The sequence below is a fragment of the Streptomyces aureus genome, assembly GCF_000725495.1.
GTDB classification, from domain to species: Bacteria; Actinomycetota; Actinomycetes; order Streptomycetales; family Streptomycetaceae; genus Streptomyces; species Streptomyces aureus_B.
Genome location: NZ_JNZD01000013.1, coordinates 198,850 through 222,127, shown reverse-complemented (window position 1 = coordinate 222,127; position 23,278 = coordinate 198,850). Strand labels below are relative to the sequence as shown.

At 72.7% G+C, this 23,278-nt stretch carries 18 protein-coding genes and 1 pseudogene; 17 read left to right on the top strand and 2 right to left on the bottom strand.

Annotation, left to right across the window (positions count from 1 at the left end):
* Window positions 1–193 precede the first annotated feature (193 nt).
* The 8 genes from IO36_RS19485 to IO36_RS19450 all read left to right on the top strand — a co-directional run bounded on the left by IO36_RS19485 (window position 194) and on the right by IO36_RS19450 (window position 11,759).
* Window positions 194–2,314: a hypothetical protein gene (locus IO36_RS19485; RefSeq protein WP_037621546.1), complete on the top strand. Its 2,121-nt coding sequence runs from the start codon at window positions 194–196 to the stop codon at window positions 2,312–2,314.
* 319 nt (window positions 2,315–2,633) lie between these two features.
* Complete coding sequence (locus IO36_RS19480) at window positions 2,634–3,476, top strand: nitrilase-related carbon-nitrogen hydrolase (protein ID WP_037621544.1); 843 nt, start codon at window positions 2,634–2,636, stop codon at window positions 3,474–3,476.
* Complete coding sequence (locus tag IO36_RS19475; protein WP_037621543.1) at window positions 3,473–4,756, top strand: aspartate aminotransferase family protein; 1,284 nt, start codon at window positions 3,473–3,475, stop codon at window positions 4,754–4,756. Before IO36_RS19480 ends, IO36_RS19475 begins: the two co-directional genes overlap by 4 nt.
* Window positions 4,757–4,905: 149 nt before the next feature.
* A complete protein-coding gene (locus IO36_RS19470) occupies window positions 4,906–6,495 on the top strand; it encodes a PucR family transcriptional regulator (protein WP_037621541.1) in 1,590 nt (529 codons plus the stop codon).
* A gap of 192 nt (window positions 6,496–6,687) precedes the next feature.
* Window positions 6,688–7,530, top strand: a complete 843-nt coding sequence (locus IO36_RS19465) for a nitrilase-related carbon-nitrogen hydrolase (protein WP_037621540.1) — start codon at window positions 6,688–6,690, stop codon at window positions 7,528–7,530.
* Between the two features lie 163 nt (window positions 7,531–7,693).
* Window positions 7,694–9,094, top strand: coding sequence for a dihydropyrimidinase (gene hydA / locus IO36_RS19460; RefSeq protein ID WP_037621538.1), 1,401 nt, complete (start codon window positions 7,694–7,696; stop codon window positions 9,092–9,094).
* An 18-nt stretch (window positions 9,095–9,112) separates the two neighbouring features.
* On the top strand, window positions 9,113–10,135 hold the full coding sequence (locus tag IO36_RS19455; protein ID WP_037621537.1) for a TIGR03842 family LLM class F420-dependent oxidoreductase: 1,023 nt from the start codon (window positions 9,113–9,115) through the stop codon (window positions 10,133–10,135).
* 100 nt (window positions 10,136–10,235) lie between these two features.
* Window positions 10,236–11,759, top strand: coding sequence for an NCS1 family nucleobase:cation symporter-1 (locus IO36_RS19450; RefSeq protein ID WP_037621536.1), 1,524 nt, complete (start codon window positions 10,236–10,238; stop codon window positions 11,757–11,759).
* Between the two features lie 46 nt (window positions 11,760–11,805).
* Here IO36_RS19450 and IO36_RS19445 read toward each other — a convergent pair whose 3' ends face one another.
* Window positions 11,806–12,708, bottom strand: a complete 903-nt coding sequence (locus IO36_RS19445) for an aldose 1-epimerase family protein (RefSeq protein WP_037621534.1) — start codon at window positions 12,706–12,708, stop codon at window positions 11,806–11,808.
* A gap of 271 nt (window positions 12,709–12,979) precedes the next feature.
* Between IO36_RS19445 and IO36_RS44660 the strand changes: the two are divergent.
* The 4 genes and pseudogenes from IO36_RS44660 to IO36_RS49195 form a co-directional block, all read left to right on the top strand.
* Window positions 12,980–13,138, top strand: a pseudogene (locus IO36_RS44660) (cyclase family protein); the annotation flags it as partial.
* A 205-nt stretch (window positions 13,139–13,343) separates the two neighbouring features.
* A complete protein-coding gene (locus tag IO36_RS19440; protein WP_037621532.1) occupies window positions 13,344–14,924 on the top strand; it encodes a GMC oxidoreductase in 1,581 nt (526 codons plus the stop codon).
* 42 nt (window positions 14,925–14,966) lie between these two features.
* Window positions 14,967–15,275 (top strand): hypothetical protein, encoded by a 309-nt coding sequence (locus IO36_RS49200; protein ID WP_342455124.1) that lies wholly within the window; start codon window positions 14,967–14,969, stop codon window positions 15,273–15,275.
* 96 nt (window positions 15,276–15,371) lie between these two features.
* On the top strand, window positions 15,372–15,917 hold the full coding sequence (locus tag IO36_RS49195) for a DUF389 domain-containing protein (RefSeq protein WP_342455123.1): 546 nt from the start codon (window positions 15,372–15,374) through the stop codon (window positions 15,915–15,917).
* 45 nt (window positions 15,918–15,962) lie between these two features.
* Here the strand turns inward: IO36_RS49195 and IO36_RS19430 are convergent, their stop codons facing one another.
* On the bottom strand, window positions 15,963–16,631 hold the full coding sequence (locus tag IO36_RS19430) for a hypothetical protein (protein ID WP_037621531.1): 669 nt from the start codon (window positions 16,629–16,631) through the stop codon (window positions 15,963–15,965).
* Window positions 16,632–17,025: 394 nt separating this feature from the next.
* Between IO36_RS19430 and IO36_RS46885 the strand changes: the two genes are divergently transcribed.
* The 5 genes from IO36_RS46885 to IO36_RS19405 all read left to right on the top strand — a co-directional run bounded on the left by IO36_RS46885 (window position 17,026) and on the right by IO36_RS19405 (window position 23,068).
* Window positions 17,026–17,763: a DUF4232 domain-containing protein gene (locus IO36_RS46885; RefSeq protein WP_051900659.1), complete on the top strand. Its 738-nt coding sequence runs from the start codon at window positions 17,026–17,028 to the stop codon at window positions 17,761–17,763.
* Window positions 17,764–17,974: 211 nt separating this feature from the next.
* A complete protein-coding gene (locus tag IO36_RS19420) occupies window positions 17,975–19,795 on the top strand; it encodes a gamma-glutamyltransferase family protein (RefSeq protein ID WP_037621529.1) in 1,821 nt (606 codons plus the stop codon).
* A gap of 235 nt (window positions 19,796–20,030) precedes the next feature.
* Window positions 20,031–20,897: an inositol monophosphatase family protein gene (locus IO36_RS19415; protein WP_037621528.1), complete on the top strand. Its 867-nt coding sequence runs from the start codon at window positions 20,031–20,033 to the stop codon at window positions 20,895–20,897.
* A 255-nt stretch (window positions 20,898–21,152) separates the two neighbouring features.
* Window positions 21,153–22,562, top strand: a complete 1,410-nt coding sequence (locus tag IO36_RS19410; protein ID WP_037621956.1) for a phytoene desaturase family protein — start codon at window positions 21,153–21,155, stop codon at window positions 22,560–22,562.
* On the top strand, window positions 22,559–23,068 hold the full coding sequence (locus IO36_RS19405) for an O-acetyl-ADP-ribose deacetylase (RefSeq protein WP_037621526.1): 510 nt from the start codon (window positions 22,559–22,561) through the stop codon (window positions 23,066–23,068). Before IO36_RS19410 ends, IO36_RS19405 begins: the two co-directional genes overlap by 4 nt.
* The last annotated feature ends 210 nt before the right edge of the window (window positions 23,069–23,278 follow it).

Below are 23,278 nucleotides of genomic sequence, written 5' to 3'. Positions count from 1 at the left end.
ACCGGCGCACGCCCGGGGCATCTGAGGGGCGCACAGCGATGCGCACGCCCGGATGTGTGCCCGGGCGGGGCGCACCCGTGCGCCCCTCGCCGAGCCCTCCGCGTCCCCGCCGAAAACTCCCCGTAGTCGATACGTAACACGACTGGTGTTACCTGTCGGGTCGAAGTGCTCACGTCGGGCGGGGAGTTGGTTGATGAATGTAGGACAACTCCCGGAACAGGTACTGGAGTTCGCTCGGTACCTCAACGGGCTGGTGGGGCGGCTCGACCGGAGCGGCGGCTGGTACGAGGTTTTCCGGCGACGCGACCCGGACGGCATCCAGGCGTGCCTCGAAGGCAGGGAGGTGCCGCCCTGGGACGTCGTGGAGGCGCTCCTCCAGGACGTCTTCGCGCGGTACGGAGAGCGTGCGGCCGATCGGGAGACGGTACGGGCCCGCGCGCTGCACGCGGACGCGCTGGCTGCGTACGACGCCCGGCCGGGCGGCAGGGACGCCTTGGGCGACCGGCTGGACGTCATGCTCCGGGAACAGCGCTACGCGGCGGAACGCCGGGTCGAACTGGGCGAACTGCTTCCGTCGGCGCGGTCGCGGGAACAGGCCGAGGCGATCCGTCTGGACCTCGCCTGGGCCGAGGACGACCACGAACGGGCCACGGCCCGCTGCGCCGAACTGCGCCACCGCATGACCACCGTGGACGACCAGGCCCTGCGCGCCCGTGCGCCGGGCACGCCCGGCTTTCCGGCTCAGGGCGCCGGGCCTGGTCCGAGGTTCCCGACTCAAGCTGCCGGGTCGGGTTCGGGCTTCCCGACTCCGAATATCGGGTCAGGGCCAGGCTTTCCGGCTCAGGGTGCCGGGTCGGGCCCGGGCCCTTCCGCTCCGGGTAGGGGGACCGGCTCAGGGTTCCCTGCCCGGGGGGCCGGGTCGGGCCCGGGCTTCCCGGCTCCGGGCATCGGGACCGGCGCTCCGGGCACCGGGCCCGGCGCAGGCTTCCCGGCTCCGGGCCCGGGATCCGGTTCGGGCTTTCCGGCTCAGGGTGCCGGGTCCGGCCCAGGTCTCCCGGCTCCGAGCGCCGGGGCCGACCCCGGTTTCCCCACTCAGGGCGCCGGTGAGGGCACATGGTCGCAGCGGCCGTCGGATCCGGCGGGCCTCGCGGGCACGCACCCGTCCGATCAGCCTCCCTGGACAGCCGGCCGTCTCGACGACGTCCCGCCCGCCGGGGACCCACCCGGAGCGGGAGGCGTCCCGCGCCGACCGGAGACGGGCACGCCCGGCGCGCGGAGCGGCTCCTGGCCGGGCGCGTACGAGGCCCACGGCGGTCCCGCCGCCTCCACGGCCCCCGGCGGACACGGGGAGCCCCGCGGCCGGCCCACGGGTCCCGGGCCCGGCGGCGGCGCGGAACCCGGCTCCCCGTTCGCGGCCCGTACGCCGGGCCACGACGGAGCCCCCGCGGCACGCCCCGCCGCTCGGGCCCCGGAGCCCGACGCGCACCCCTTCTCCCCGCTCACCGAGCACCGGCCCGACGCCCACCCCTCCGCCACGCCCCCCGAGCACCGGCCCGGCGCCGATCCCTCCCCGGCGAAGCGCTCCAAGCGGCGCCGCAGGGGCAGCGCCCGGTTCGCCGGGATGGAGGAGTCGGACGCGGTGCTCCCGGTCGTACCGGAGACGGGGCCCGTACTGCCCGCCCCGCCCGTGCGCGGCGGACGTACGCCCCGCGGCGCGCGGTTCGCGGGTGCCGCGGAGGAACCCGTGCACCCGCGCACCGCACCGGAGCCGGAGCCCCTGGGCGAGCGGGCCCGGCAGCTCACGGCGGACACGGTCGCTGCGCTCGTCCGCCTCCGGGGCGAGGGCCGGAGCGGCGAGGCGCACGTCCTGCTCGCCGAAGCGGCGTACTGGCCCCCGGCGCACCTCCCGCTGCTCGCCGCCGAACTGCACCGGGCCGGTCTCGACGCCGACTGGGCCACCCTGCTCTGGGAGGCGGCCTCGCTGCCCGCCGGCCGGCTGGTCGCCGCAGCCGACGCGCTCGCCGCGGCCGGCCGCGCCGCCGACGCCCGGCAGATGCTCCGCCAGGGCGTCACCCGGCCCGCGCCGGAGATAGGGGCCGCGGTGCTGAGCCTCGCGGAGGAGGGCCGCGGACGGGAGATCACCGCTCTCCTCGACGCGTACGTCCGTGTCCGCACCCCGGAGGAGGCCGCCCGCAGCGCGGAGGCGGACCCGGAGCGCCTGGTGCCGCTGCTCCTGCGGGCCGCCCGCGGAGTGTCCGACGCCTGCCAGTGGGACCTGGTCCACGCGCTCCGCGTCGCCGGATTCACGGCGTGATCCGCGCCGGGCGGGGGGGCCTGCCCCGTCGCCCGGCGCGGATCCGAACGCCCCGTCCGCCGGCGCGGATCCGCACGCCCCGTCCGCGCGCGGAGGCCTCCGTCCACAGGCCGAGGCCTCCGTCCGGGCGTCCCCCGATCGGCCGTACCTCCGGTTCCGGCGGCCACGTCACTCACCCGTGAGGGTCAGAAACGTGATCGACTCAGCGGGTTAACGACGATGGTCTTGGCAAGGCTGTCCGGGGGGCTTACTTTCGAGCCTCTACAGCCTTTGTCTACGGGCGTAGAGGCTCTCTGACGTCCCGTCGAAGGAGCAGCTCATGGGCAACGTCGTACGTGCCGCCCTGGTTCAGGCCACCTGGACCGGCGACACCGCATCCATGGTCGCCAAACACGAGGAACACGCCCGTGAGGCCGCCCGGCAGGGTGCCAAGGTCATCGGGTTCCAGGAAGTCTTCAACGCCCCCTACTTCTGCCAGGTCCAGGAGCCGGAGCACTACGCCTGGGCGGAGCCGGTCCCCGACGGGCCCACCGTCACGCGCATGCAGGAGCTCGCGCGCGAGACCGGCATGGTGATCGTCGTCCCCGTGTTCGAGGTCGAGCAGTCCGGCTTCTACTACAACACCGCGGCCGTGATCGACGCCGACGGCACCTACCTCGGCAAGTACCGCAAGCACCACATCCCGCAGGTGAAGGGCTTCTGGGAGAAGTACTACTTCAAGCCCGGAAACCTCGGCTGGCCCGTCTTCGACACGGCCGTCGGCCGGATCGGCGTCTACATCTGCTACGACCGGCACTTCCCCGAGGGCTGGCGCCAGCTCGGTCTGAACGGCGCCCAGCTCGTGTACAACCCCTCCGCCACCTCCCGAGGGCTCTCCGCCTACCTCTGGCAGCTGGAACAGCCCGCGGCGGCCGTCGCCAACGAGTACTTCATCGCCGCGATCAACCGGGTCGGGCAGGAGGAGTACGGCGAGAACGACTTCTACGGAACCTCGTACTTCGTGGACCCGCGCGGTCAGTTCGTCGGCGCGACGGCGAACGACAAGACCGAGGAACTCGTCGTCCGCGACCTGGACTTCGGCCTCATCGAGGAAGTACGCCAGCAGTGGGCATTCTACCGCGACCGCCGCCCCGACGCCTACGAAGGGCTGGTGCAGCCATGACCGATCTGTACACCCGGCACCAGGCCGTCCTGCCGGACTGGCTGGCCCTCTACTACGAGGACCCGATCGAGATCACCCACGGCGAGGGCCGGCACGTCTGGGACGCCAAGGGCAACAAGTACCTCGACTTCTTCGGCGGCATCCTCACCACGATGACCGCGCACGCCCTGCCCGAGGTCACCAAGGCCGTCAGCGAGCAGGCCGGCCGGATCATCCACTCCTCGACGCTCTACCTCAACCGGCCGATGGTCGAACTCGCCGAGCGCGTCGCCCAGTTGTCGGGCATCCCCGACGCCCGCGTCTTCTTCACCACCTCCGGGACCGAGGCCAACGACACGGCCCTGCTGCTCGCCACGGCGTACCGGCGCAGCAACCAGATCCTCGCCATGCGCAACAGCTACCACGGGCGGTCGTTCAGCGCGGTCGGGATCACCGGCAACAAGGGCTGGTCGCCCACCTCCCTCTCCCCGCTCCAGACGCTGTACGTGCACGGCGGCGTCCGCACCCGCGGCCCCTACGCCGGTCTCGACGACGCCGCCTTCATCGAGGCCTGCGTCCAGGACCTGAGGGACCTGCTCGGCCACGTCCGTCCGCCCGCCGCGCTGATCGCCGAGCCGATCCAGGGCGTCGGCGGCTTCACCGCGCCGCCCGACGGCCTGTACGCCGCCTTCCGCGAAGTCCTTCAGGAGCACGGCATCCTGTGGATCTCCGACGAGGTGCAGACCGGCTGGGGCCGCACCGGCGAGCACTTCTGGGGCTGGGGGGCCCACGCCGCCTCCGGGCCGCCCGACATGCTGACCTTCGCCAAGGGCATCGGCAACGGCATGTCGATCGGCGGGGTCGTCGCCCGCGCCGAGATCATGAACAGCCTCGACTCCAACTCCATCTCGACCTTCGGCGGTTCACCGGTCACGATGGCGGCGGGGCTCGCGAACCTCGGCTACCTCCTCGAACACGACCTCCAGGGCAACGCCCGGCGCGTCGGCGGCCTGCTCATCGAACGGCTCCGCGCGGTCGCCGCGCAGTTCGGCGGTGTGCGCGAGGTGCGCGGCCGCGGACTGATGATCGGCATCGAACTGGTGAAGCCGGGAACGGACCGGGCGCACCCCGAGGGAGCCGCGGCGGTCCTCGAGGCGGCCCGCGAGGAAGGCCTGCTGATCGGCAAGGGCGGCGGCCACGACACGAGCGTGCTGCGGATCGCCCCGCCGCTCTCGCTCACCGTCGCGGAGGCCGAGGAGGGCGCGTCGATCCTGGAACGCGCCCTGCGGCGGGCGCAGTAACGCACGAGCAGGGGCGGGTGAGCCGCGGCGGCGGCGGTGCCGGGAACCCGGCGCGCGAGGGTCCGGAGGTCCGGGCACGCGCCGGGTCCCCGGGACCGGCCGCAGCGCTCCGCAGGCGAACCGCGCCACGGACGAAGGGGAACGCCGCCATGACCACCGCCTTGGAACCCGCCCTCTCGGTACGCCAGGTGCTCGCCCTGGACCGGGTGCTCGCCGGAGAGCCCGAGGTGGTGGCCGGCGCCGGCCACCTCGACAGGTCCGTGCGCTGGGTGCACGTCGCCGAGGCCGCCGACGTGGGCGTCATGCTCAGCGGCGGCGAGATGGTCCTCACCACCGGGGTGCTGCTCGCGGGCGACCCCGACGCCCAGGCCGAGTACATCCGTTCGCTGCACCGCGCCGAGGCCGCGGCCGTCGTCCTCGGTCTCGGCCGGGCCTTCCCGGCGCCCCCGGAGGTGATGCGCCGGGCCGCCGAACGCTGCGGACTGCCGATGGTGGTGCTGCACCGGCCGTTCCCCTTCGCCGAGCTGACGGAGGAGGTCCAGTCCCGCCTGGTGCGGCACAAGTTCGCGGCCGTGAGCCTCTCCGAGGCCGTGCGCACGGCGCTCACCGCCCTGATCACCACCGGCGCCCCGCTCCAGCGCCTGCTCGACGAGATCGCCGTGCACGCGGCCTGTCCCGTCGTCGTCACCAACCTCGCCCACCGGGTCCTCGCCACCGCCGGCGAGCGCTCCGCCGTCGACGACGTCCTGCGCGACTGGGACCGCATCGCCCGGCAGGCACGGGGGTACCACCCGGGCCCTTCAGGCACGGGGGGAGGCAGCGAGGGCGACGGATGGATCCGCGCCGAACTGGGCGGACGCGGGGAGCGCTGGGGCCGGATCCTGCTCTGCGGGCACCGGGGCGACGCGGCGACCGGACGGCTGCTCGCCGACCGCGCCGCCGAGGCCCTGGTCCTGCACCGCATGCTCGGCGGTCCCGCCCACTCCTGGGAGGAGGAGTCCGCGCAAGGCCTGCTGACCGACCTGGTCAGCGGGGTCGTACCGGCCCGCCAGCTCCTGCCCCGGGCCCGGGCCGCCGGACTCCCGGTGAACCGCCGTACGTTCGTGCCGCTGGTCGTACGGGGCGGCGATCCCGCCCAGCTCGACCGGGTGCTGCGGCTGCTGGGGCTGCCGGGACTCGTCGCGGAACTGGCCGACGGCGCCACCGCCCTCCTGCTCAGCCTCCCGCGCGACCAGGACGCGGAGGCGCTGGCCGGGCACTTCGCCACCCGGCTGCGGCACGAGACCGGGGAACCCGCCACCGTGGCCGCGGCAGCGGCCCGTACCGCCTGGGACGACGTGCCCTCCGGGCTGCGGGAGGCCCTCCATGTCGCCGAGGCCGCCGCCGACACCCCCGCGGACGAGGACCGGCCCGTGCTGGTCCGGCTGCGGGACGTCCATCTGCGCGGTCTGGTCCGGCTGCTCCGGGACGACCCGCACGTCCAGTCCTTCGCGGAGCGTGAACTCGACGGGCTGCTCTGCGGACCCCGGGAGGACCCGCGGCTGCTGCCCGTCCTGCGGACCTATCTCGCCACCGGCCGCAACAAGTCGCGCACCGCCCAGCTCCACCACGTCAGCCGGCCCGCGCTCTACCGGCGCCTGGAGGCCATACAGGCCCGCCTCGGCGTCGACCTCGACGACTTCGAACAGGCCGCCTCCGTCCACATCGCCTTGCTCGCGCACGACGCGCAGCGACGGTGACACGAGGGCCCGCGACAGCGGCGCGGCCCGGCGGGCAACAGCGGTGAAACACAGGACCACTCGGACGCAACACGGCGCGACACGGAGGTGACACCGTGGAACGGCACAGCACTTCGGACGTGACACGGTGCAACTCAAAGAAGCGGCCCGGTCTTTCTAGTCTCCTCGGACACCGAGCGACCGGAGGTCCCGATGAGCAGAGTGATCCGCGCCGCCGTCTTCCAGACCGCATGGACCGGCGACAAGGAATCGATGATCCAGGTCCACGAGCAGGCGGCCCGCGACGCGGCCGCGCAGGGTGCTCAAGTCCTGTGCTTCCAGGAGCTGTTCTACGGACCCTACTTCTGCCAGGTCCAGGACAAGGAGTTCTACGCGTACGCCGAGCAGATCCCCGAGGGGCCGATCGTCCGGCGCTTCCAGGCGCTGGCGAAGGAACTGGGCCTCGTCCTGGTGCTGCCGATGTACGAGGAGGAACAGCCCGGCGTCCTGTACAACACGGCGGCCGTGATCGACGCCGACGGCTCCTACCTGGGCAAGTACCGCAAGACCCACATTCCCCAAGTGCCGGGATTCTGGGAGAAGTTCTACTTCCGGCCCGGCAACTCCGGCTGGCCCGTCTTCGACACGGCCGTCGGCCGGATCGGCGTCTACATCTGCTACGACCGGCACTTCCCGGAGGGCTGGCGGGCCCTCGGACTCGCGGGCGCCGAGATCGTCTTCAACCCCTCGGCCACCTCACGCGGTCTGTCCGGCTACCTCTGGCAGCTGGAGCAGCCGGCCGCGGCCGTCGCCAACGAGTACTTCGTCGGTGCGATCAACCGGGTCGGCCAGGAGGAGTACGGCGACAACGACTTCTACGGGACCTCGTACTTCGTGGACCCCGAGGCCCAGTTCGTCGGCGAGGTGGCGAGCGACAAGGAGAGCGAACTCGTCGTCCGCGACCTGGACATGGCCAGGCTCCGCGAGGTCCGCGACCGCTGGCAGTTCTACCGCGACCGCGCCCCGGGCGCCTACGGGCCGCTGACCGCACCCTGACCGCCCGGGCCGCTGCCCGCGTCCTGACCGTCCCGGCCGCTGCCCGCGCCCCGACCGTCCGGGCGGCCGGCCCCGCCCCGGCCGTGGGCGCGGCCGGCCGCTCCCACGCCCCCGACAGCCCCACCACGACCGAAGCGCACGCACGACCGGAAGGAGAGGGAGCATGAGCCGTACCGTCATCCGGGGTGGTCTCGTCATCACCGCGTCCGACGAGATCCACGCCGACGTCCTGATCGAGGACGGCCGGATCGCCGCCCTCGCCGCGTCGGGCACGCCCGCGGCCGAGTCGTGGACGGCCGACCGCGCCATAGACGCCACCGGCAAGTACGTGATCCCGGGCGGTGTAGACGCCCACACCCACATGGAGCTGCCCTTCGGCGGCACCTTCGCCTCCGACACCTTCGAGACCGGCACCCGGGCCGCCGCCTGGGGCGGCACCACCACCATCGTGGACTTCGCCGTCCAGAGCGTCGGCCGTTCCCTGCGCGAGGGCCTCGACGCCTGGAACGCCAAGGCCGACGGCAACTGCGCCATCGACTACGGCTTCCACATGATCGTCTCCGACGTGAACCAGGACACGCTCAAGGAGATGGACCTGCTCGTCGAGGAAGGGGTCACCTCCTTCAAGCAGTTCATGGCCTACCCGGGCGTCTTCTACAGCGACGACGGCCAGATCCTGCGCGCCATGCAGCGCTCCGCCGAGAACGGCGGGCTCATCATGATGCACGCCGAGAACGGCATCGCGATCGACGTCCTGGTCGAACAGGCGCTGGCCCGCGGCGAGACCGACCCGCGCTACCACGGCGAGGTGCGCAAGGCGCTTCTCGAGGCCGAGGCCACCCACCGCGCCATCAGGCTGGCCCAGGTCGCGGGCGCCCCGCTCTACGTCGTGCACGTCTCCGCGGCCGAGGCCGTCGCCGAACTCACCCGGGCGCGCGACGAGGGGCTGAACGTCTTCGGCGAGACCTGCCCCCAGTACCTGTTCCTGTCGACCGACAACCTCGCCGAACCGGACTTCGAGGGCGCCAAGTACGTGTGCAGCACGCCGCTGCGGCCCAAGGAGCACCAGGCGGCCCTGTGGCGCGGGCTGCGCACCAACGACCTCCAGGTCGTCTCCACGGACCACTGCCCGTTCTGCTTCGTCGGCCAGAAGGAACTGGGCCGCGGCGACTTCTCCAAGATCCCCAACGGGCTTCCCGGCGTCGAGAACCGCATGGACCTGCTCCACCAGGCCGTCGTCGACGGACACATCTCGCGCCGCCGCTGGATCGAGATCGCCTGCGCCACACCGGCCCGGATGTTCGGCCTGTACCCGAAGAAGGGGACCATCGCCCCCGGCGCCGACGCCGACGTCGTCATCTACGACCCGGGCGCCGAGCAGACCCTCTCCGCCGAGACCCACCACATGAACGTCGACTACTCGGCGTACGAGGGCAGGCGCGTGACCGGACGGGTCGAGACCGTCCTCTCCCGCGGCGAGGCCGTCATCACCGACCGGGAGTTCACCGGACGCGCGGGCCACGGCGTCTACACCCCCCGTTCCACCTGTCAGTACCTTCTCTGAGCGACCAGGAGTGGCGCCATGGACTTCGGACTCGTCCTGCAGACAGACCCCCCGGCCTCCCGTGTCATCGACCTGATGAAGCGCGCCGAGGCCAACGGCTTCACGTACGGCTGGACCTTCGACTCCGCCGTGCTCTGGCAGGAACCCTTCGTGATCTACAGTCAGATCCTCGCCAACACCGAGAAGCTGACGGTCGGCCCGATGGTCACCAACCCGGGCACCCGCACCTGGGAGGTCACCGCCTCCACCTTCGCCACGCTCAACGACATGTACGGCAACCGCACGGTGTGCGGCATCGGGCGCGGCGACTCCGCGATGCGCGTCGCCGGACGCAAGCCCAACACCCTGGCCCGGATCAGCGGTGCGATGAAGGTCATCCGAGCGCTGGGCCGGGGCGAGGAGGCCGACCTCGGCGGGACGGTCGTCAAGTTCCCCTGGGTACGGCCCGGGGCCGAACTGCCGGTCTGGATGGCCGCGTACGGCCCGAAGGCGCTGAAGATGACCGGCGAGGAGGCCGACGGCTTCATCCTCCAGCTCGCCGACCTCTACCTCACCGAGTACATGGTCAAGGCCGTGAAGGAGGCGGCGGCCGCGGCCGGACGCGACCCCGCCGAGGTGACGATCTGCGTGGCCGCGCCCGCGTACGTCACCAAGGACGACTCGCCCGAGGCGCTCGCCCACGCGCGCGAGCAGTGCCGCTGGTTCGGCGGCATGGTCGGCAACCACGTGGCCGACCTCGTGTCCAAGTACGGCGAGCACTCCGGCGCCGTACCCGACGAACTCACCGACTACATCAAGGCCCGCGAGGGCTACGACTACTCCCACCACGGACGCGCCGACAACCCCGACACCGCGTTCGTGCCCGACGAGATCGTCGACCGCTTCTGCCTGATCGGCACGCCCGAACGGCACATCGAGAAGCTGAAGGCGCTGCGCGAGCTGGGCGTCGACCAGTTCGCGGTGTACGACATGCACGACGCCCAGGAGGCCACCATCGACGCCTACGGAGCGCGGGTCATCCCCGCCGTGAGCGGGCGCTGACCGAAGGCCGTCCCCTCTGTCTCCCCTTCCCGCCGTCCCGGGAAGGGGATCGGGGTGCTTCCCCGCACCCGCCCAGTTCCCGCGACCCGAGGTGGTCCCCATGTCCTCAGACGCCCCCTCAATACCCGGACCGTCCACGACCCAGCAGACCTGCCCCGACGGCAGGGTCGCCCTCGCCGAGGGAGTCGTCCTGGACGACTCCCGCTTCGTCAACGACGACCTCGCGCCCGTCCCGATCGAGAGACGGACCTGGGGGGTCTACAACTATCTGAGCCTGTGGGTCGGCATGGCCCACAACATCCCGTCCTGGACCCTGGCCTCCGGCCTGGTCGCGCTCGGCATGGACTGGAAGCAGGCGGTCCTCACGATCGCCCTGGCGAACGTGATCGTGCTGGTGCCGATGGTCCTCACCGGCCACGCGGGCACCAAGTACGGGATCCCGTTCCCGGTGTTCGCCCGCGCCTCGTTCGGGCTGCGCGGCGCGAACCTGCCGGCGATGGTCCGGGCCGTGGTGGCCTGCGCCTGGTTCGGCATCCAGACCTGGATCGGCGGCGAGGGGATCTTCCTGCTGGCCGGGAAGCTGCTGGGCTCCGGCTGGCAGAACGCCTCGCACGTCGGCGGCTACCCGTGGACGCAGTGGCTGTCGTTCCTGATCTTCTGGCTGATCGAGATGGCGATCATCGCCCGGGGCATGGAGACGCTGCGCCGCTTCGAGAACTGGGCGGCGCCGTTCGTCATCGTCGGCGCGCTGGCCCTGCTGGTGTGGATGAGCGTGAAGGCGGGAGGCTTCGGGCCGCTGCTGGACCAGCCCTCGAAGCTGGGCTGGGGGAGCGACTTCTGGAAGGTCTTCTTCCCCGCTCTGATGGGCATGATCGGCTTCTGGTCGACGCTGTCCCTGAACATCCCGGACTTCACCCGCTTCGGCGGCTCGCAGAAGGCGCAGATCCGCGGCCAGGCCCTCGGACTGCCGACCACCATGACGCTCTTCGCGCTGCTGTCGGTGCTGGTGACCTCCGGCTCCCAGGCGGTCTACGGCGCCCCGATCTGGGACCCGATCGCGCTGGCCGCGAAGATGGACTCGACGGTCGGCATCCTGTTCGCCCTGCTCACCGTCATGATCGCCACGCTGTCCGTGAACATCGCGGCCAACGTCGTGTCACCCGCCTACGACCTCTCCAACCTCGTCCCCCGGTTCGTCACCTTCCGCACCGGCGCGATGATCACCGGAGTGGTCGGCATCGTCATCTTCCCGTGGAAGCTGATCTCCGACCCGCAGATCTACATCTTCACCTGGCTCGGCGTCGTCGGCGGTCTGCTCGGCACCGTGGCCGGCATCCTCATCGCCGACTACTGGATCGTCCGCCGCACGCACCTGGACCTCGCCGAGCTCTACCGCCCGCACGGCGCCTACTGGTACGCGCACGGCTGGAACTGGCGGGCTGTCACGGCCTTCGTGGTCGGCGGTCTCCTCGGTGTCGGCGGCTCCTACGGCGGCCCGTTCCCGGCGGACGGACTGATCCCCTTCCTCAAGCCGCTGGCCGACTACGGCTGGGCCGTCGGCCTCGCCTCCTCCCTCACCCTCTACACCGTGTTCAGCCTCGACGCCCGCCGTCGAGCGGCCTGACGGCAGGCGGGGCCCCGGTTGACCGGGGCCCCGCGACGGGTCGGGTTCACCAGGGGGTGATGCCCCAGCGCAGCGTGTGGTGATCGCCGGGCTCCAGGGCGACGACCGCGACCCCGTCGGCGAAGGCGTTCGGCGGGCAGGACATCGGCTCGACCGCGACGGCCCGGCGCCGCTCCGGCTCCGCGAGCGTGTCACCGGTGTAGATCTGGAGGTACTCCGTGCCCTCCGCCAGCCACAGGTCCACGCCGTGTCCGTCCGAGGGGTGGGCCAGCCGGACCACGGCCCTCCCGTCGGCGTCCCGCACGAGCGAACCGAACGGGGTGTCCAGCCGGTCCGCCCCGATGGCCCGCGGCTCGCGGAAGTCGTACGGGGTGCCGGTGACCGGCTCCTCCGCGACCGGGAGTCCCTTCTCGTCGGTGCGCAGCCAGGTCCCCGCCGGAACGGTGAGCGTGGCGTCGTCGACGGCGTCCGTGCCGACGGTGAGATAGGGGTGCTGGCCGACCCCGTACGGAGCGGTCTCATCGCCCTCGTTCCAGGCGGTCAGGGTGACCTCGAGGCCCGCGTCGTCCAGCGCGTACCGGGCCCGGACCCGCAGCCGGAAGGGATAGCCGGGCTGCGGCCACAGACCGGTCTCCAGCTCGGCAACGGCGGCGTCGGATCCGGTCACCTGCCAGGCGTTCCAGCGCAGCAGCCCGTGAATGGCGTTCCCGCTGTCGGGTTCGGACAGCGGCAGCCGCTGGTCCTCCCCGCGCCACCGGTAGCGCCCCGCGCCCACCCGGTTCGGCCACGGTGCGAGGATCTGGCCGTGCCCGCCGGTGATGAGGTCGTCCGGGCCGAACCCGTGGACCACCTCGCGGCCTTCGAAGGTGTAGGAGCGCAGGGCCGCTCCGAGTTCCACCACGTCCGCGGCGTGGCCGCCGTGTCGCAGCGTCAGCTGACGTCCGGTCATGTGCACGCGTCGAGGGTGCGAGCCGTCGCGCCGCGGCGCAAGCGGGACACGGGGGAACCGCCGGCCGTCACCCCCCGGAACCCCGTCCGGCGGCCGGACGCCGAGGAAGCTTCGTCCGTCCCGGTGACGCAGCCGGGCCAACGGCGCCCGTCCGGCGCGCCGGGTCCGTGCCCGGGCCGCGCGAGGTGCTTGGGTCGGAACGCCGCGCTGCACGAGCCGTCCCCCGAGCGCGTTCCCCTCAGCCCCGCCCCGAGCGGGGCAGACCGACGAGGTCCACGCGATGGGCGTCCATCTGCTGGACTACCTGAGGTTCGAGGACCTGGTGCCGCTCTGCCGGCGCGAGGGCCGCTGGTCCTTCCTGTGCGTCGTCGCACCGCTGAGGCTGCCGGGCGCCACCGGCTCCCCGGTGAACCCGATCGCCGTCCTGTGACCGCCCCGCGAGGAGCCGCACGGGACCGCCCGCGGGCGGCCCTCCTGAGGTGCCGCCCCGCCCGGCCCGCTGTAGCTTGCGAAGGACGGAACCGGACCCGCAGGGGCGGTGTCGCGGCCCTGCCGCCCCGCCGCCCCTGACCGCGCGGGCGGGCGCTGCAGGGCAGGCGCTGCAGGGCAGGCAACGACTCCAGATCGGACCCCTCGTGGCAGGCGATCAGACGTACGACGTCATCATCATCGGCACCGGCGCGGGCGGCGGGACCCTCGCCCACCGGCTGGCGCCGACCGGCAAGCGCGTCCTCATCCTCGAACGCGGCGACTACCTCCCCCGCGAGCGGGACAACTGGGACTCCACCGCGGTCTTCGTCAAGGGCAAGTACCGCGCGCCCGAGTACTGGTACGACAAGCATGGCAACGCCTTCCCGCCCGAGGTCAACTACTACGTCGGCGGGAACACCAAGTTCTACGGCGCCGCCCTGTTCCGGCTGCGCCCCGAGGACTTCGGCGAACTGCGCCACCACGGCGGGATCTCACCCGCCTGGCCCATCGACTACACCGACCTGGAGCCCTACTACTCCGAGGCGGAACAGCTCTACCGGGTGCACGGCCGGCACGGCGAGGACCCGACCGCAGGCCCGGCGAGCGCCCCGTACCCCTTCCCGCCCGTCGCGCACGAGCCGCGGATCCAGCAGCTCAGCGACGACCTGGAGAAGCACGGACTGCATCCGTTCCACCTGCCGATCGGCGTCGATCTGACCCAGGACGACGAGGGGCGGGCGGTCCACGGCAGCGCCTGCATCCGCTGCGACCGGGTCGACGGCTTTCCCTGTCTGCTGGGCGCCAAGTCCGACGCGCAGGTGATCTGCGTCGATCCGGCCCTGCGGCACGACAACGTCACGATGATCACCCGTGCCGACGTACGCCGGCTCGAGACCGACCCCACCGGCCGCACCGTCACCAAAGTGGTCGCCGAACTCGGCGACGGCACCACCGCGACCTTCGCCGCGGACGTCGTGGTGGTCGCCTGCGGAGCCGTCAACTCGGCTGTCCTGCTGCTGAGATCGGCAGGAGACCGGCACCCGGACGGACTCGCGAACAGTTCCGGGATGGTCGGCCGCCACTACATGCGGCACAACAACCTCGCCCTGATGGCGGTGTCGAAGGAACCGAACCCCACCCGGTTCCAGAAGACGCTCGCCCTGCACGACTGGTATCTCGGCGCGGACGACTGGGACTACCCGCTCGGCGGCATCCAGATGCTCGGCAAGTCCGACGCCGACCAGATCCACGGCGAGGCACCGCGCTGGGCCGGCGCCGTCTCGCCCGACATGCCCTTCGAGGTGATCGCCCACCACGCCGTCGACTTCTGGCTGTGCGGCGAGGACCTGCCGGACCCGGAGAACCGGGTGACCCTCGACGCCGACGGCGGCGTCCACCTCGCACTGGACGAGAAGAACAACATCGCCGGACTCGACCGGCTGCGCCACAAGCTCCAGGGCATGCTGGGCCGGCTCGGGATGCACGAGCACCATCTGCTCCCGCACAGCATCTATCTGCACAAGGGCATGCCGATCGGCGCCACCGCCCACCAGGCGGGAACCCTCCGCTTCGGCACCGACCCGAAGACCTCCGTCCTCGACGTCCATTGCCGCGCCCACGACCTGGACAACCTCTACGTGGTGGACACGAGCTTCTTCCCCAGCATCGGTGCCGTGAACCCGTCGCTGACCGCCATCGCCAACGCCCTTCGGGTGGGCGACCATCTCACCGCCCGGCTGGGCTGACAGGACGCCGGGGAGACCGCCCGGCGGATTCGGAAGGCTGCGATGGACCTGATCCACTTCCGGATGGTGACGCCGACTTCACTCACCCCGGGCGCTGTCGACCTGCTGGCCGCGGACGGTCGTGTCCTCAACCTCGTGGTCCTGCGGTCGGTGGCGAGCGCGCCGGACGGCGACGTGATCGAGTGCGATGTCGTCAAGGGCGCCGCGAACGAGGTGCTCGGCGGTCTGCGCCGGCTCGGGATCGACCGTGCCGGGTCCATCGCCGTCGACGACGTCGAGATCATGTTCTCGCGGCACGCGGAGCGGATCGAGGCCGACCAGCCCAGCACGCTCGTGCACACCCCGCTGTAGGCCGCCGTCGAGGCCCACATCCGGGCGGAGGGGACCTATCTGCCGTCCTTCTACCTGCTCCTGGTCATCGCCGGGATCATCGGGTCGGTCGGGATCATGTCGAACTCCCAGATCCTCATCGTGGCCGCCATGGTCGTCGGCCCCGAGTACGACGCGATCGTCAGCATCGCCCTGGGGATCGACCGGGGCAACCGCCGCCGGGTCCGGGAGGGCACGCGCGCCCTGGCGATCGGGTTCTCCCTGGCCATCGCCGTGACGCTGGGCTTCTCCGCGCTGTCGCGGGCGCTCGGGCTGGAGTCCGACGACTTCGAGCAGGGGCTGCGGCCCGTGTCCCAGCTCATCGACACGCCCGACCTGTTCTCCGTGGTCGTGGCCGCGCTCGCCGGGGTCGTCGGCATCGTCTCGCTCACCGAGGCGCGGGCGAGCGCGCTGCTCGGCGTCTTCATCTCCGTGACCACGATCCCCGCCGCCTCGGACATCGCCGTCTCGGTGGCCTTCGCCGACTGGCACGAGGCCAGGGGATCGCTGTTCCAGCTGCTGCTGAACGTGCTCGTCCTCGTGATCGTCGGCGTGCTCACCCTGCGACTCCAGCGGCGCTTCTGGCAGCGGGCCGGGCACCGGGCCGAGGCCGGGGAAGGCTGAGCGGGGACGCTCCCCGCCCCGCGGCCCAGGCTGCCGGGCGGTCCGTCAGCTCTTCGCGCCGCCCTTGAGCGCCGCCGTCGCGTCCTTGGCCGCCTTGATGGCGCCCTTGTTGATCTCGTCGGTACCGGGCGCCTTCTTGGTCTCGAAGTCGCTGCCGTTGTAGGTGACGACCACCAGCGCGTTGGACGCCCGGACGATCACCACGCCCTCCCGGGTCTCCTGCTTGTCCTCGGTGCTGAGGTTGACCACGGAGTAGGCCGCGTCGCCGAGACCCGGTACCGCTCCGCCGCCGCTCTTGTCGGCGACCCGGTCCTTGTAGGCCTTCTCCGCCGCCGCGTCCGAGTCCTTGATCTCGTACGAGACGTCCAGCCAGCGGTAGTCGAACTCCTTCAGCGCGTTCCACGAGCAGGTGCGGCGCACGGCCTTGTCGGTCGACGCGATCTCCTGGCCGGCCGTCTTGGCGCCGGGGACCAGGGACTTGATCGTCGCGACCTGGATGCCGCCGCACGGGGCGGGTGACGCGGTGAACGTCTTCACGGCCGCGGAGGCCGAAGGAGCCGACGGAGAGTCGGATGTCTGTTTTTGCGTCGATTTGTCCTCGGCGTTGGGGGTCGCTTCGGACGGGCCCGTCGCCAGGGCCCAGCCCGCGGAGGCGAGCAGAGCGACCGGCAGCAGGCGCGCGGCGAGCGCGAGCGGCAGAGGAAGAGAACCCAAAGCGCACTTCTCGTGGGGGATGGTGCGGAGGAAGTCCGCACTGCGGACGGGACGCCAGTGTCACATGAGTCGACGTGGTGCGGAAGGGTCGCCCGGCGTCATGCCCGTGTGATGACGGTGACTCACCTTGGCGTCGATTGACTGAAGCTGAGGCAAGATGTCTGTTTTGTTCGTCCTGAAGATCACCGCAATGTAGGGATCGGGTCGCTTCGCGCTCCGTCCATGCCGCGATCCGGGGGTGTCGGCCGGTGTGCCCCGATCGTGCGACGGTTCCGCGGGTGCGGCTCCCTGGGATCCCAACTCGCCCTGTGCGCAAGCGAGTCGACAGCCGGAAACGTGATGGGCCGCCGGCGGTTCGATGCCCTCCACGGAGCCGTCGTGCCATGATCGGGGAATGATCGCGACTAAGCGGCGGCGGGCCGGGACGACGGGCACCGCCGGACCCGTGGCCCGGTCCGAAGTCCCCACCGTCTCCTTACCTGCGCAGGGTGCTCGGTCCCGCGCCGCCGTCCGCCGGAGTGCGTGGACGCGTCAGGTCCTGCTGCTGTGCCTGCTCGCGACGGCCGCCGGAGGATGCGGCCTGTCCGCGGAGATCGACCGTGAGCGCGACCCCGGCCGGACCGCCGTCCCGGCGCCCTCGGAAACGTCCGACGACGGTTCCCTCGTCATCGAGGTGCCCGTGCCGTCGATGACCGCGCCGAAGACGCAGGACGGGCACTGCCCGGCGTCCGGTCTGCGCCTGGACACGGGGCCGGTCGACGCGGCCATGGGGCTCCGCGGCATGACGCTGACCCTCACCGACTGCGGCGAGCGGCCCTACAGGGTGAACGGCTACCCGGCCGTCCTGGACGTGCTCGACGACGGCGGCGCCCCGATCACGGGCGTGCGCGGAGTGACCGGGACGGACAAGGTGCCCATGGCTCCCGCCGACCCGGGTCCCAAGCCCTTCACCCTTCACCCGGGCCAGAGCGCTCGGGCGGCCCTGTACTGGAGGATGGCGGCCCAGGACGGCGTGTATCTGCGGCTGGCCCCGCAGAGGGGACAGCGGGCCGTCACCCTGAAGCTGACGGACCCCCTGGACATCGGCCCCGAGAACATCCTCGGAACGACGGCCTGGGAGCCCGCGCCCTGAACCAGCGGGCGCCAGGCCTTTCGCCCGGCCTGCCGTACGGGCCCGCGCGGGCCCTGGCAACGACGGCACCCGTGCCGCGAACCGTGGGCGTGGGGTCCTCGCCCGCCCTGCCTCAGGGGCCCGGGCTCTTCGCCCGCCCTGCCGTACTGACCCGGGCGGATGCCATAGTCGGGGCCGAGGCCGACCGCTCCCTACCGTCGAGGTGGCAGGCATGTTCACGACCCGACCCACCCTCCAGGGCACCTTCGGCATGGTGTCCTCCACGCACTGGCTCGCCTCGCAGTCCGCGATGGCGGTCCTGGAGGACGGCGGCAACGCCTACGACGCCGCCGTGGCGGCCGGGTTCGTCCTGCACGTCGTGGAACCCCACCTCAACGGCCCCGCCGGCGAGGTCCCGATCATCCTGGCCCCCGCGGACGGCCCCGTACGGGTGCTGTGCGGGCAGGGCGTCGCGCCCGCCGGGGCCACGATCGCCCACTACCGGGGACTCGGCCTGGAACTCGTCCCCGGGACGGGCCCGCTCGCCGCCGCCGTGCCCGGCGCGTTCGACGCCTGGATGCTGCTGTTGCGCGACCACGGCACGAAGTCGCTCGCCGACGTCCTGAAGTACGCGATCGGATACGCCGAGGACGGGCACGCGCCCGTGGAGCGCGTCGGCGAGACGGTGGACTCCGTCCGCGAGCTCTTCGAGACCGAGTGGACCTCCTCGGCCCAGGTCTACCTGCCGGGCGGCAGGGCGCCGCGCCCCGGCGAGCTGTTCCGCAACCCGGCCCTCGCCGCCACCTGGCGAAGGCTGCTCGACGAGGTCTCCGGTGCGGGGGACCGGGCCGCCGAGATCGACGCGGCGCGGGAGGTCTGGCGCCGCGGATTCATCGCCGAGGCCCTGGTCCGGCAGGCCGCGCGGCCCACCCTGGACAGCAGCGGCGAACGCCGCACCGGCACCCTGACGGCCGCCGACCTGGCCGGCTGGTCGGCGACGTACGAGGCCCCGGCGACCTACGACTGGCGGGGCTGGACCCTGTGCAAGGCCGGCCCCTGGAGCCAGGGCCCCGCCCTCCTCCAGCAGCTGGCCCTGCTCCCCGAGGAACTGCCCCGGTACGGATCGGCCGACTACGTCCATCTGCTCGTCGAGGGCTGCAAGCTCGCCATGGCCGACCGGGAGGCCTGGTACGGCGACGCGGCCGAGGTACCGCTCGGCGAGCTGCTGTCGGAGTCCTACAACGCCGCCCGGCGCCCGCTCGTCGGGGACAAGGCGTCGTACGAACTGCGCCCCGGTGCCCCCGGCGGCCGGGAGCCCCGGCTGAGCGGGCACGCGCGCGTGGCGGCCGCCGGGGAGCCCGGCTTCGACGCGCTCGCGGTGCCGGGCGCCGGTGAGCCCACGATGGCCCGCGCGGCCGCGGAACCCGAGGTGACGCCCGACGGAGTCACCCGCGGCGACACCTGCCACCTGGACGTCGTCGACCGCTGGGGCAACATGGTCGCCGCCACCCCGAGCGGCGGCTGGCTCCAGTCCAACCCGGTCGTCCCCGAGCTCGGCTTCCCCCTCGGCACCCGGCTCCAGATGGCCTGGCTGGAGGAGGGGCTGCCCAACTCCCTGACCCCTGGCCGTCGGCCCCGCACCACGCTGACCCCCTCCGTCGCACTGCGCGACGGAGTGCCGGTCATGGCGTTCGGCACCCCGGGCGGTGACCAGCAGGACCAGTGGCAGACGCACTTCTTCCTGTCCGTGGCACTGCGCCCCCGGGTGCGCGGCGGACTGGACCTCCAGGGCGCGATCGACGCCCCGAACTGGCACAACGACGGCTTTCCGAGCTCCTTCTATCCGCGCGGCATGCGTCCGGGCAGTCTCACCGTCGAGTCCCGCACGGACCCGGAGGTCGTGGAGGAACTGCGCCGCCGGGGCCACGACGTCACGGTCGCCGAGGCATGGTCCGAGGGACGGCTGTGCGCGGTGGCCCGTGATCCCGGGACCGGCGTCCTGTCGGCGGCGGCCAATCCGCGGGGGATGCAGGGGTACGCGGTCGGACGCTGAGGCCCGTCAGGGCCGCGGCGATCGCTCCGGGCCCGTCCGTGCGGCCCTCGGCGATCACTCTCGGCCCGTCCGTGCGGCCCGCGGAGATCACTCGCGGCACGCCCTTCCGGCCTGCGGAGATCACCTTCGGCCCGTCCGGCCTGCGGAGATCACCGACGCCGGGAATTCATGGGGATTCCACCCCAGGTACCCCGGAGGGGTGGGGATTGTCAGTGGCGCGTGCTGTCATGGAGCCATGATCGAAGACATCGAAACCATCGACGAGTTTCTCGCACACCGCGCGTCCGACGTGGAACGCGCCATCCGCAAGGCCGCCGCCGCCGAGATCATGCCCCGGTTCCGGCAGCTGTCCGCCGACGAGATCGACCAGAAGTCCGGCCCGCACGACCTCGTGACGGACGCCGACCGCCTGGCCGAGAAGCACCTCACCGAGGCCCTTCTCGCGCTGCTGCCCGGCTCGGTCGTCGTCGGCGAGGAGGCGGTGCACGCCGACCCGGCCGTCTACGAGGAGATACAGGGCACCGCGCCCGTCTGGATCGTCGACCCCGTCGACGGCACCCGGCAGTTCGTGAACGGCGATCCCGGGTTCTGCACGCTGGTCGCGCTCGTGCTGGACGGCGTGGTGCGGGCCTCGTGGACGTACGCGCCCGCCCGTGAGCAGTTCGCCACCGCGATCCGGGGAGGCGGGGCCGTGCTCGACGGAGTGCCGCTGCGCTCCGGGTCGCCCGCGGACGGCCGCGACCTCGAGGTCGCGACCTCCCACCCGGACTACACCACGCAGGAGCAGAAGCACGCGCTCCTCGGACTGCGCGTCGAGGGCGTCCGGCCGCGCCCGTGCGGTTCGGCCGGCCTGGAGTATCTGGCCATAGCCCGCGGCGAGCTGGACGCGACCGCCTTCTCCTGGGAGGCCAGCTGGGATCACGCGGCGGGGCTGCTGCTGGTCGAGGAGGCCGGCGGCGCCCATCTGACGCTCGACGGCGAGCCGTTCCGCGTCACCGGCGGCAACGCCCTGCCGTTCACGGCCGCCCGGGACGAGGCCACGGCCCGCCGGGTGATCGACCTGCTGGCGGCACCCTCGCGGCGGGCGGCGGCCGGCGCCTGAGCGCGGGCTCCATGGGCGGGGCGCCGCTGCGGGGCGGGGCGGGGCTGCGGGGCGGGCGGGGGCGACGCTCGGCCCGTCGCGGTCCGACGCCCGGCAGCGGCGCTCGGCCCGTCGCGGTCCGAGGCTCGGGCTGCTCCTTGTCCAAGGCTCGGGCTGTTCCGGTCCAACGCCCCGTGCCGTCAAGGGTGTCGGTCCCCCGGCATATCCTGATCCCCAGTGGCCGTCGGCTGACAAAGGAGTCCGAAGGTGCCGTCGATGCTCGATGCGGTCGTGGTGGGTGCGGGGCCGAACGGACTGACGGCTGCCGTGGAGCTGGCCCGCCGGGGCTTCTCGGTGGCCGTGTTCGAGGCCCGTGACACGGTGGGCGGGGGATCGCGCACCGAGGAGCTGACCCTCCCCGGATTCCGGCACGACCCCTGCGCGGCGGCACACCCGCTCGGCATCAACTCGCCGGCCTTCCGGTCGATGCCCCTGGACCGGTACGGCCTGGAGTGGCTGCACGCGGACCTGCCCATGGCCCACCCTTTCCCGGACGGCTCGGCGGCGGTGCTCGCCCGGTCCGTGGCCGAGACGGCGGCCTCCTTCGGCCCGCGCGACGCGGGCGCGTACCGCAGGCTCGTCGCGCCGTACCTGAGCAAGTGGGACACCCTGGCGCACGACTTCATGTCGCTGCCGCTGACCGCGCTGCCCCGCGACCCCGTCACCCTCGCCCGGTTCGGTCTGGCCGGGCTGCCGCCGTCGACCTGGCTGATGCGCCGCTTCCGCGACGAGCGGGCCAGAGCCCTGTTCTCGGGGCTCGTGGCGCACGTCATCGCGCCGCTGGAGGGCGTCGCCACGGGCGCCGTCGGCCTGGTCTTCGCCCTGGCCGCGCACGCCAGGGGCTGGCCCGTGGCCCGCGGCGGCTCCCAGTCCATCGCGGACGCGCTGACCGCCTATCTGAAGGACCTCGGCGGCACCGTCCACACGGACTACGAGGTGAAGCGTCTGGACGACCTGCCCCCCGCGCGGGCCTACGTCTTCGACACCTCGCCCCGGGCGCTGGCCCGCATCGCGGGCTTCGGGCGGTACTACGAGGGCTACCGGTACGGAGCCGGCGTCTTCAAGATCGACTACGCGCTGGACGGGCCCGTGCCCTGGACCGCCGAGGAGGCCCGCGCCGCCGGGACGGTCCAGGTCGGGGCGAGCCGGGCGGAGATCGCCACCGCGCTGAGGGCGGCCTCGCGCGAGGGCCGGGCGCCCGACGCGCCGTTCCTGATCACGGTGCAGCCGAGCGTCGTGGACCCGTCCCGGGCACCCGAGGGCAAGCACGTCTTCTGGGCCTACGGCCACGTCCCGAACGGCTGGACCGGAGACCTCACCGACGCGATCGAGCGCCAGCTGGAGCGGTTCGCGCCGGGCTTCCGCGACCGCGTGCTGGCCCGCGCGACCGCCGGACCGCCCGTCCTCGCGGCCCGCAACGCCAACTACGTGGGCGGCGACATCGCCTGCGGCGCCGCCTCCGGGCTCCAGCTCATGCTCCGTCCCAAGCTGTCGCTCTCCCCGTACCGCACCCCGCACCCCGCCGTCTTCCTGTGCTCCTCGGCGACCCCGCCGGGTCCCGGGGTACACGGGATGTCCGGGCACAACGCGGCGAAGGCCGTCTGGAGGAGGCTGAGACAGTCATGACCACGATCACGCTGGTGCAGGGGGACATCACCCGGCAGAGCGTCGACGCCGTCGTCAACGCGGCGAACTCCTCGCTGCTCGGCGGCGGAGGGGTCGACGGAGCCATTCACCGCCGCGGCGGCCCGGCCATCCTCGCCGACTGCCGGAAGCTGCGCGCCGGGCATTACGGCAAGGGTCTGCCCACCGGCCGGGCGGTCGCCACGACCGCGGGCGACCTCGACGCCCAGTGGGTGATCCACACCGTCGGTCCCCGCTACGCCCGGGAGGACGACCGCTCCGAGCTCCTCGTGTCCTGCTACCGGGAGTCGCTGCGCGTCGCCGACGAGCTCGGCGCCCGCACGGTCGCGTTCCCCGCGGTCTCCGCCGGCATCTACGGCTGGCCGATGGACGACGCCGCCCGCATCGCGGTGGAGACCGTCCGGGCCGCCGAGACCGACGTCGAGGAGGTTCGCTTCGTGCTCTTCGACGAACCGGCGTACGACGCGTTCGCCGGGCAGTTGGGGTGACGGGCCGGACGCGGGCCGCCGACCGCTGACCGGACGCGGGGTCTTGGTTCAGCCGAGGCGGCTCGGATCCGCCGGCGCGGCCCAGGGCGGCCCGGGGCATGCCAGGGTCTGTGCCGACCTCGGGTTCCGTGCCGGCCTTGGGTTCCGTGTCGGGCCCGAGTCGCGTGTCGGGCCCGAGTCGCGTGTCGGGCCCGAGTCGCGTGTCCGCCG

Coding starts and splice junctions, on each gene's coding strand:
- IO36_RS49200 (WP_342455124.1), top strand. CDS start 14,967: ATGGACCTGATCCACTTCCGGATGGTGACGCCGACTTCACTCACCCCG.
- IO36_RS19480 (WP_037621544.1), top strand. CDS start 2,634: ATGGGCAACGTCGTACGTGCCGCCCTGGTTCAGGCCACCTGGACCGGC.
- IO36_RS19420 (WP_037621529.1), top strand. CDS start 17,975: ATGTTCACGACCCGACCCACCCTCCAGGGCACCTTCGGCATGGTGTCC.
- IO36_RS19445 (WP_037621534.1), bottom strand. CDS start 12,708: ATGACCGGACGTCAGCTGACGCTGCGACACGGCGGCCACGCCGCGGAC.
- IO36_RS19450 (WP_037621536.1), top strand. CDS start 10,236: ATGTCCTCAGACGCCCCCTCAATACCCGGACCGTCCACGACCCAGCAG.
- IO36_RS49195 (WP_342455123.1), top strand. CDS start 15,372: ATGTCGAACTCCCAGATCCTCATCGTGGCCGCCATGGTCGTCGGCCCC.
- IO36_RS19475 (WP_037621543.1), top strand. CDS start 3,473: ATGACCGATCTGTACACCCGGCACCAGGCCGTCCTGCCGGACTGGCTG.
- IO36_RS19470 (WP_037621541.1), top strand. CDS start 4,906: ATGACCACCGCCTTGGAACCCGCCCTCTCGGTACGCCAGGTGCTCGCC.
- IO36_RS46885 (WP_051900659.1), top strand. CDS start 17,026: ATGATCGCGACTAAGCGGCGGCGGGCCGGGACGACGGGCACCGCCGGA.
- hydA (WP_037621538.1), top strand. CDS start 7,694: ATGAGCCGTACCGTCATCCGGGGTGGTCTCGTCATCACCGCGTCCGAC.
- IO36_RS19455 (WP_037621537.1), top strand. CDS start 9,113: ATGGACTTCGGACTCGTCCTGCAGACAGACCCCCCGGCCTCCCGTGTC.
- IO36_RS19405 (WP_037621526.1), top strand. CDS start 22,559: ATGACCACGATCACGCTGGTGCAGGGGGACATCACCCGGCAGAGCGTC.
- IO36_RS19485 (WP_037621546.1), top strand. CDS start 194: ATGAATGTAGGACAACTCCCGGAACAGGTACTGGAGTTCGCTCGGTAC.
- IO36_RS19410 (WP_037621956.1), top strand. CDS start 21,153: ATGCTCGATGCGGTCGTGGTGGGTGCGGGGCCGAACGGACTGACGGCT.
- IO36_RS19465 (WP_037621540.1), top strand. CDS start 6,688: ATGAGCAGAGTGATCCGCGCCGCCGTCTTCCAGACCGCATGGACCGGC.
- IO36_RS19415 (WP_037621528.1), top strand. CDS start 20,031: ATGATCGAAGACATCGAAACCATCGACGAGTTTCTCGCACACCGCGCG.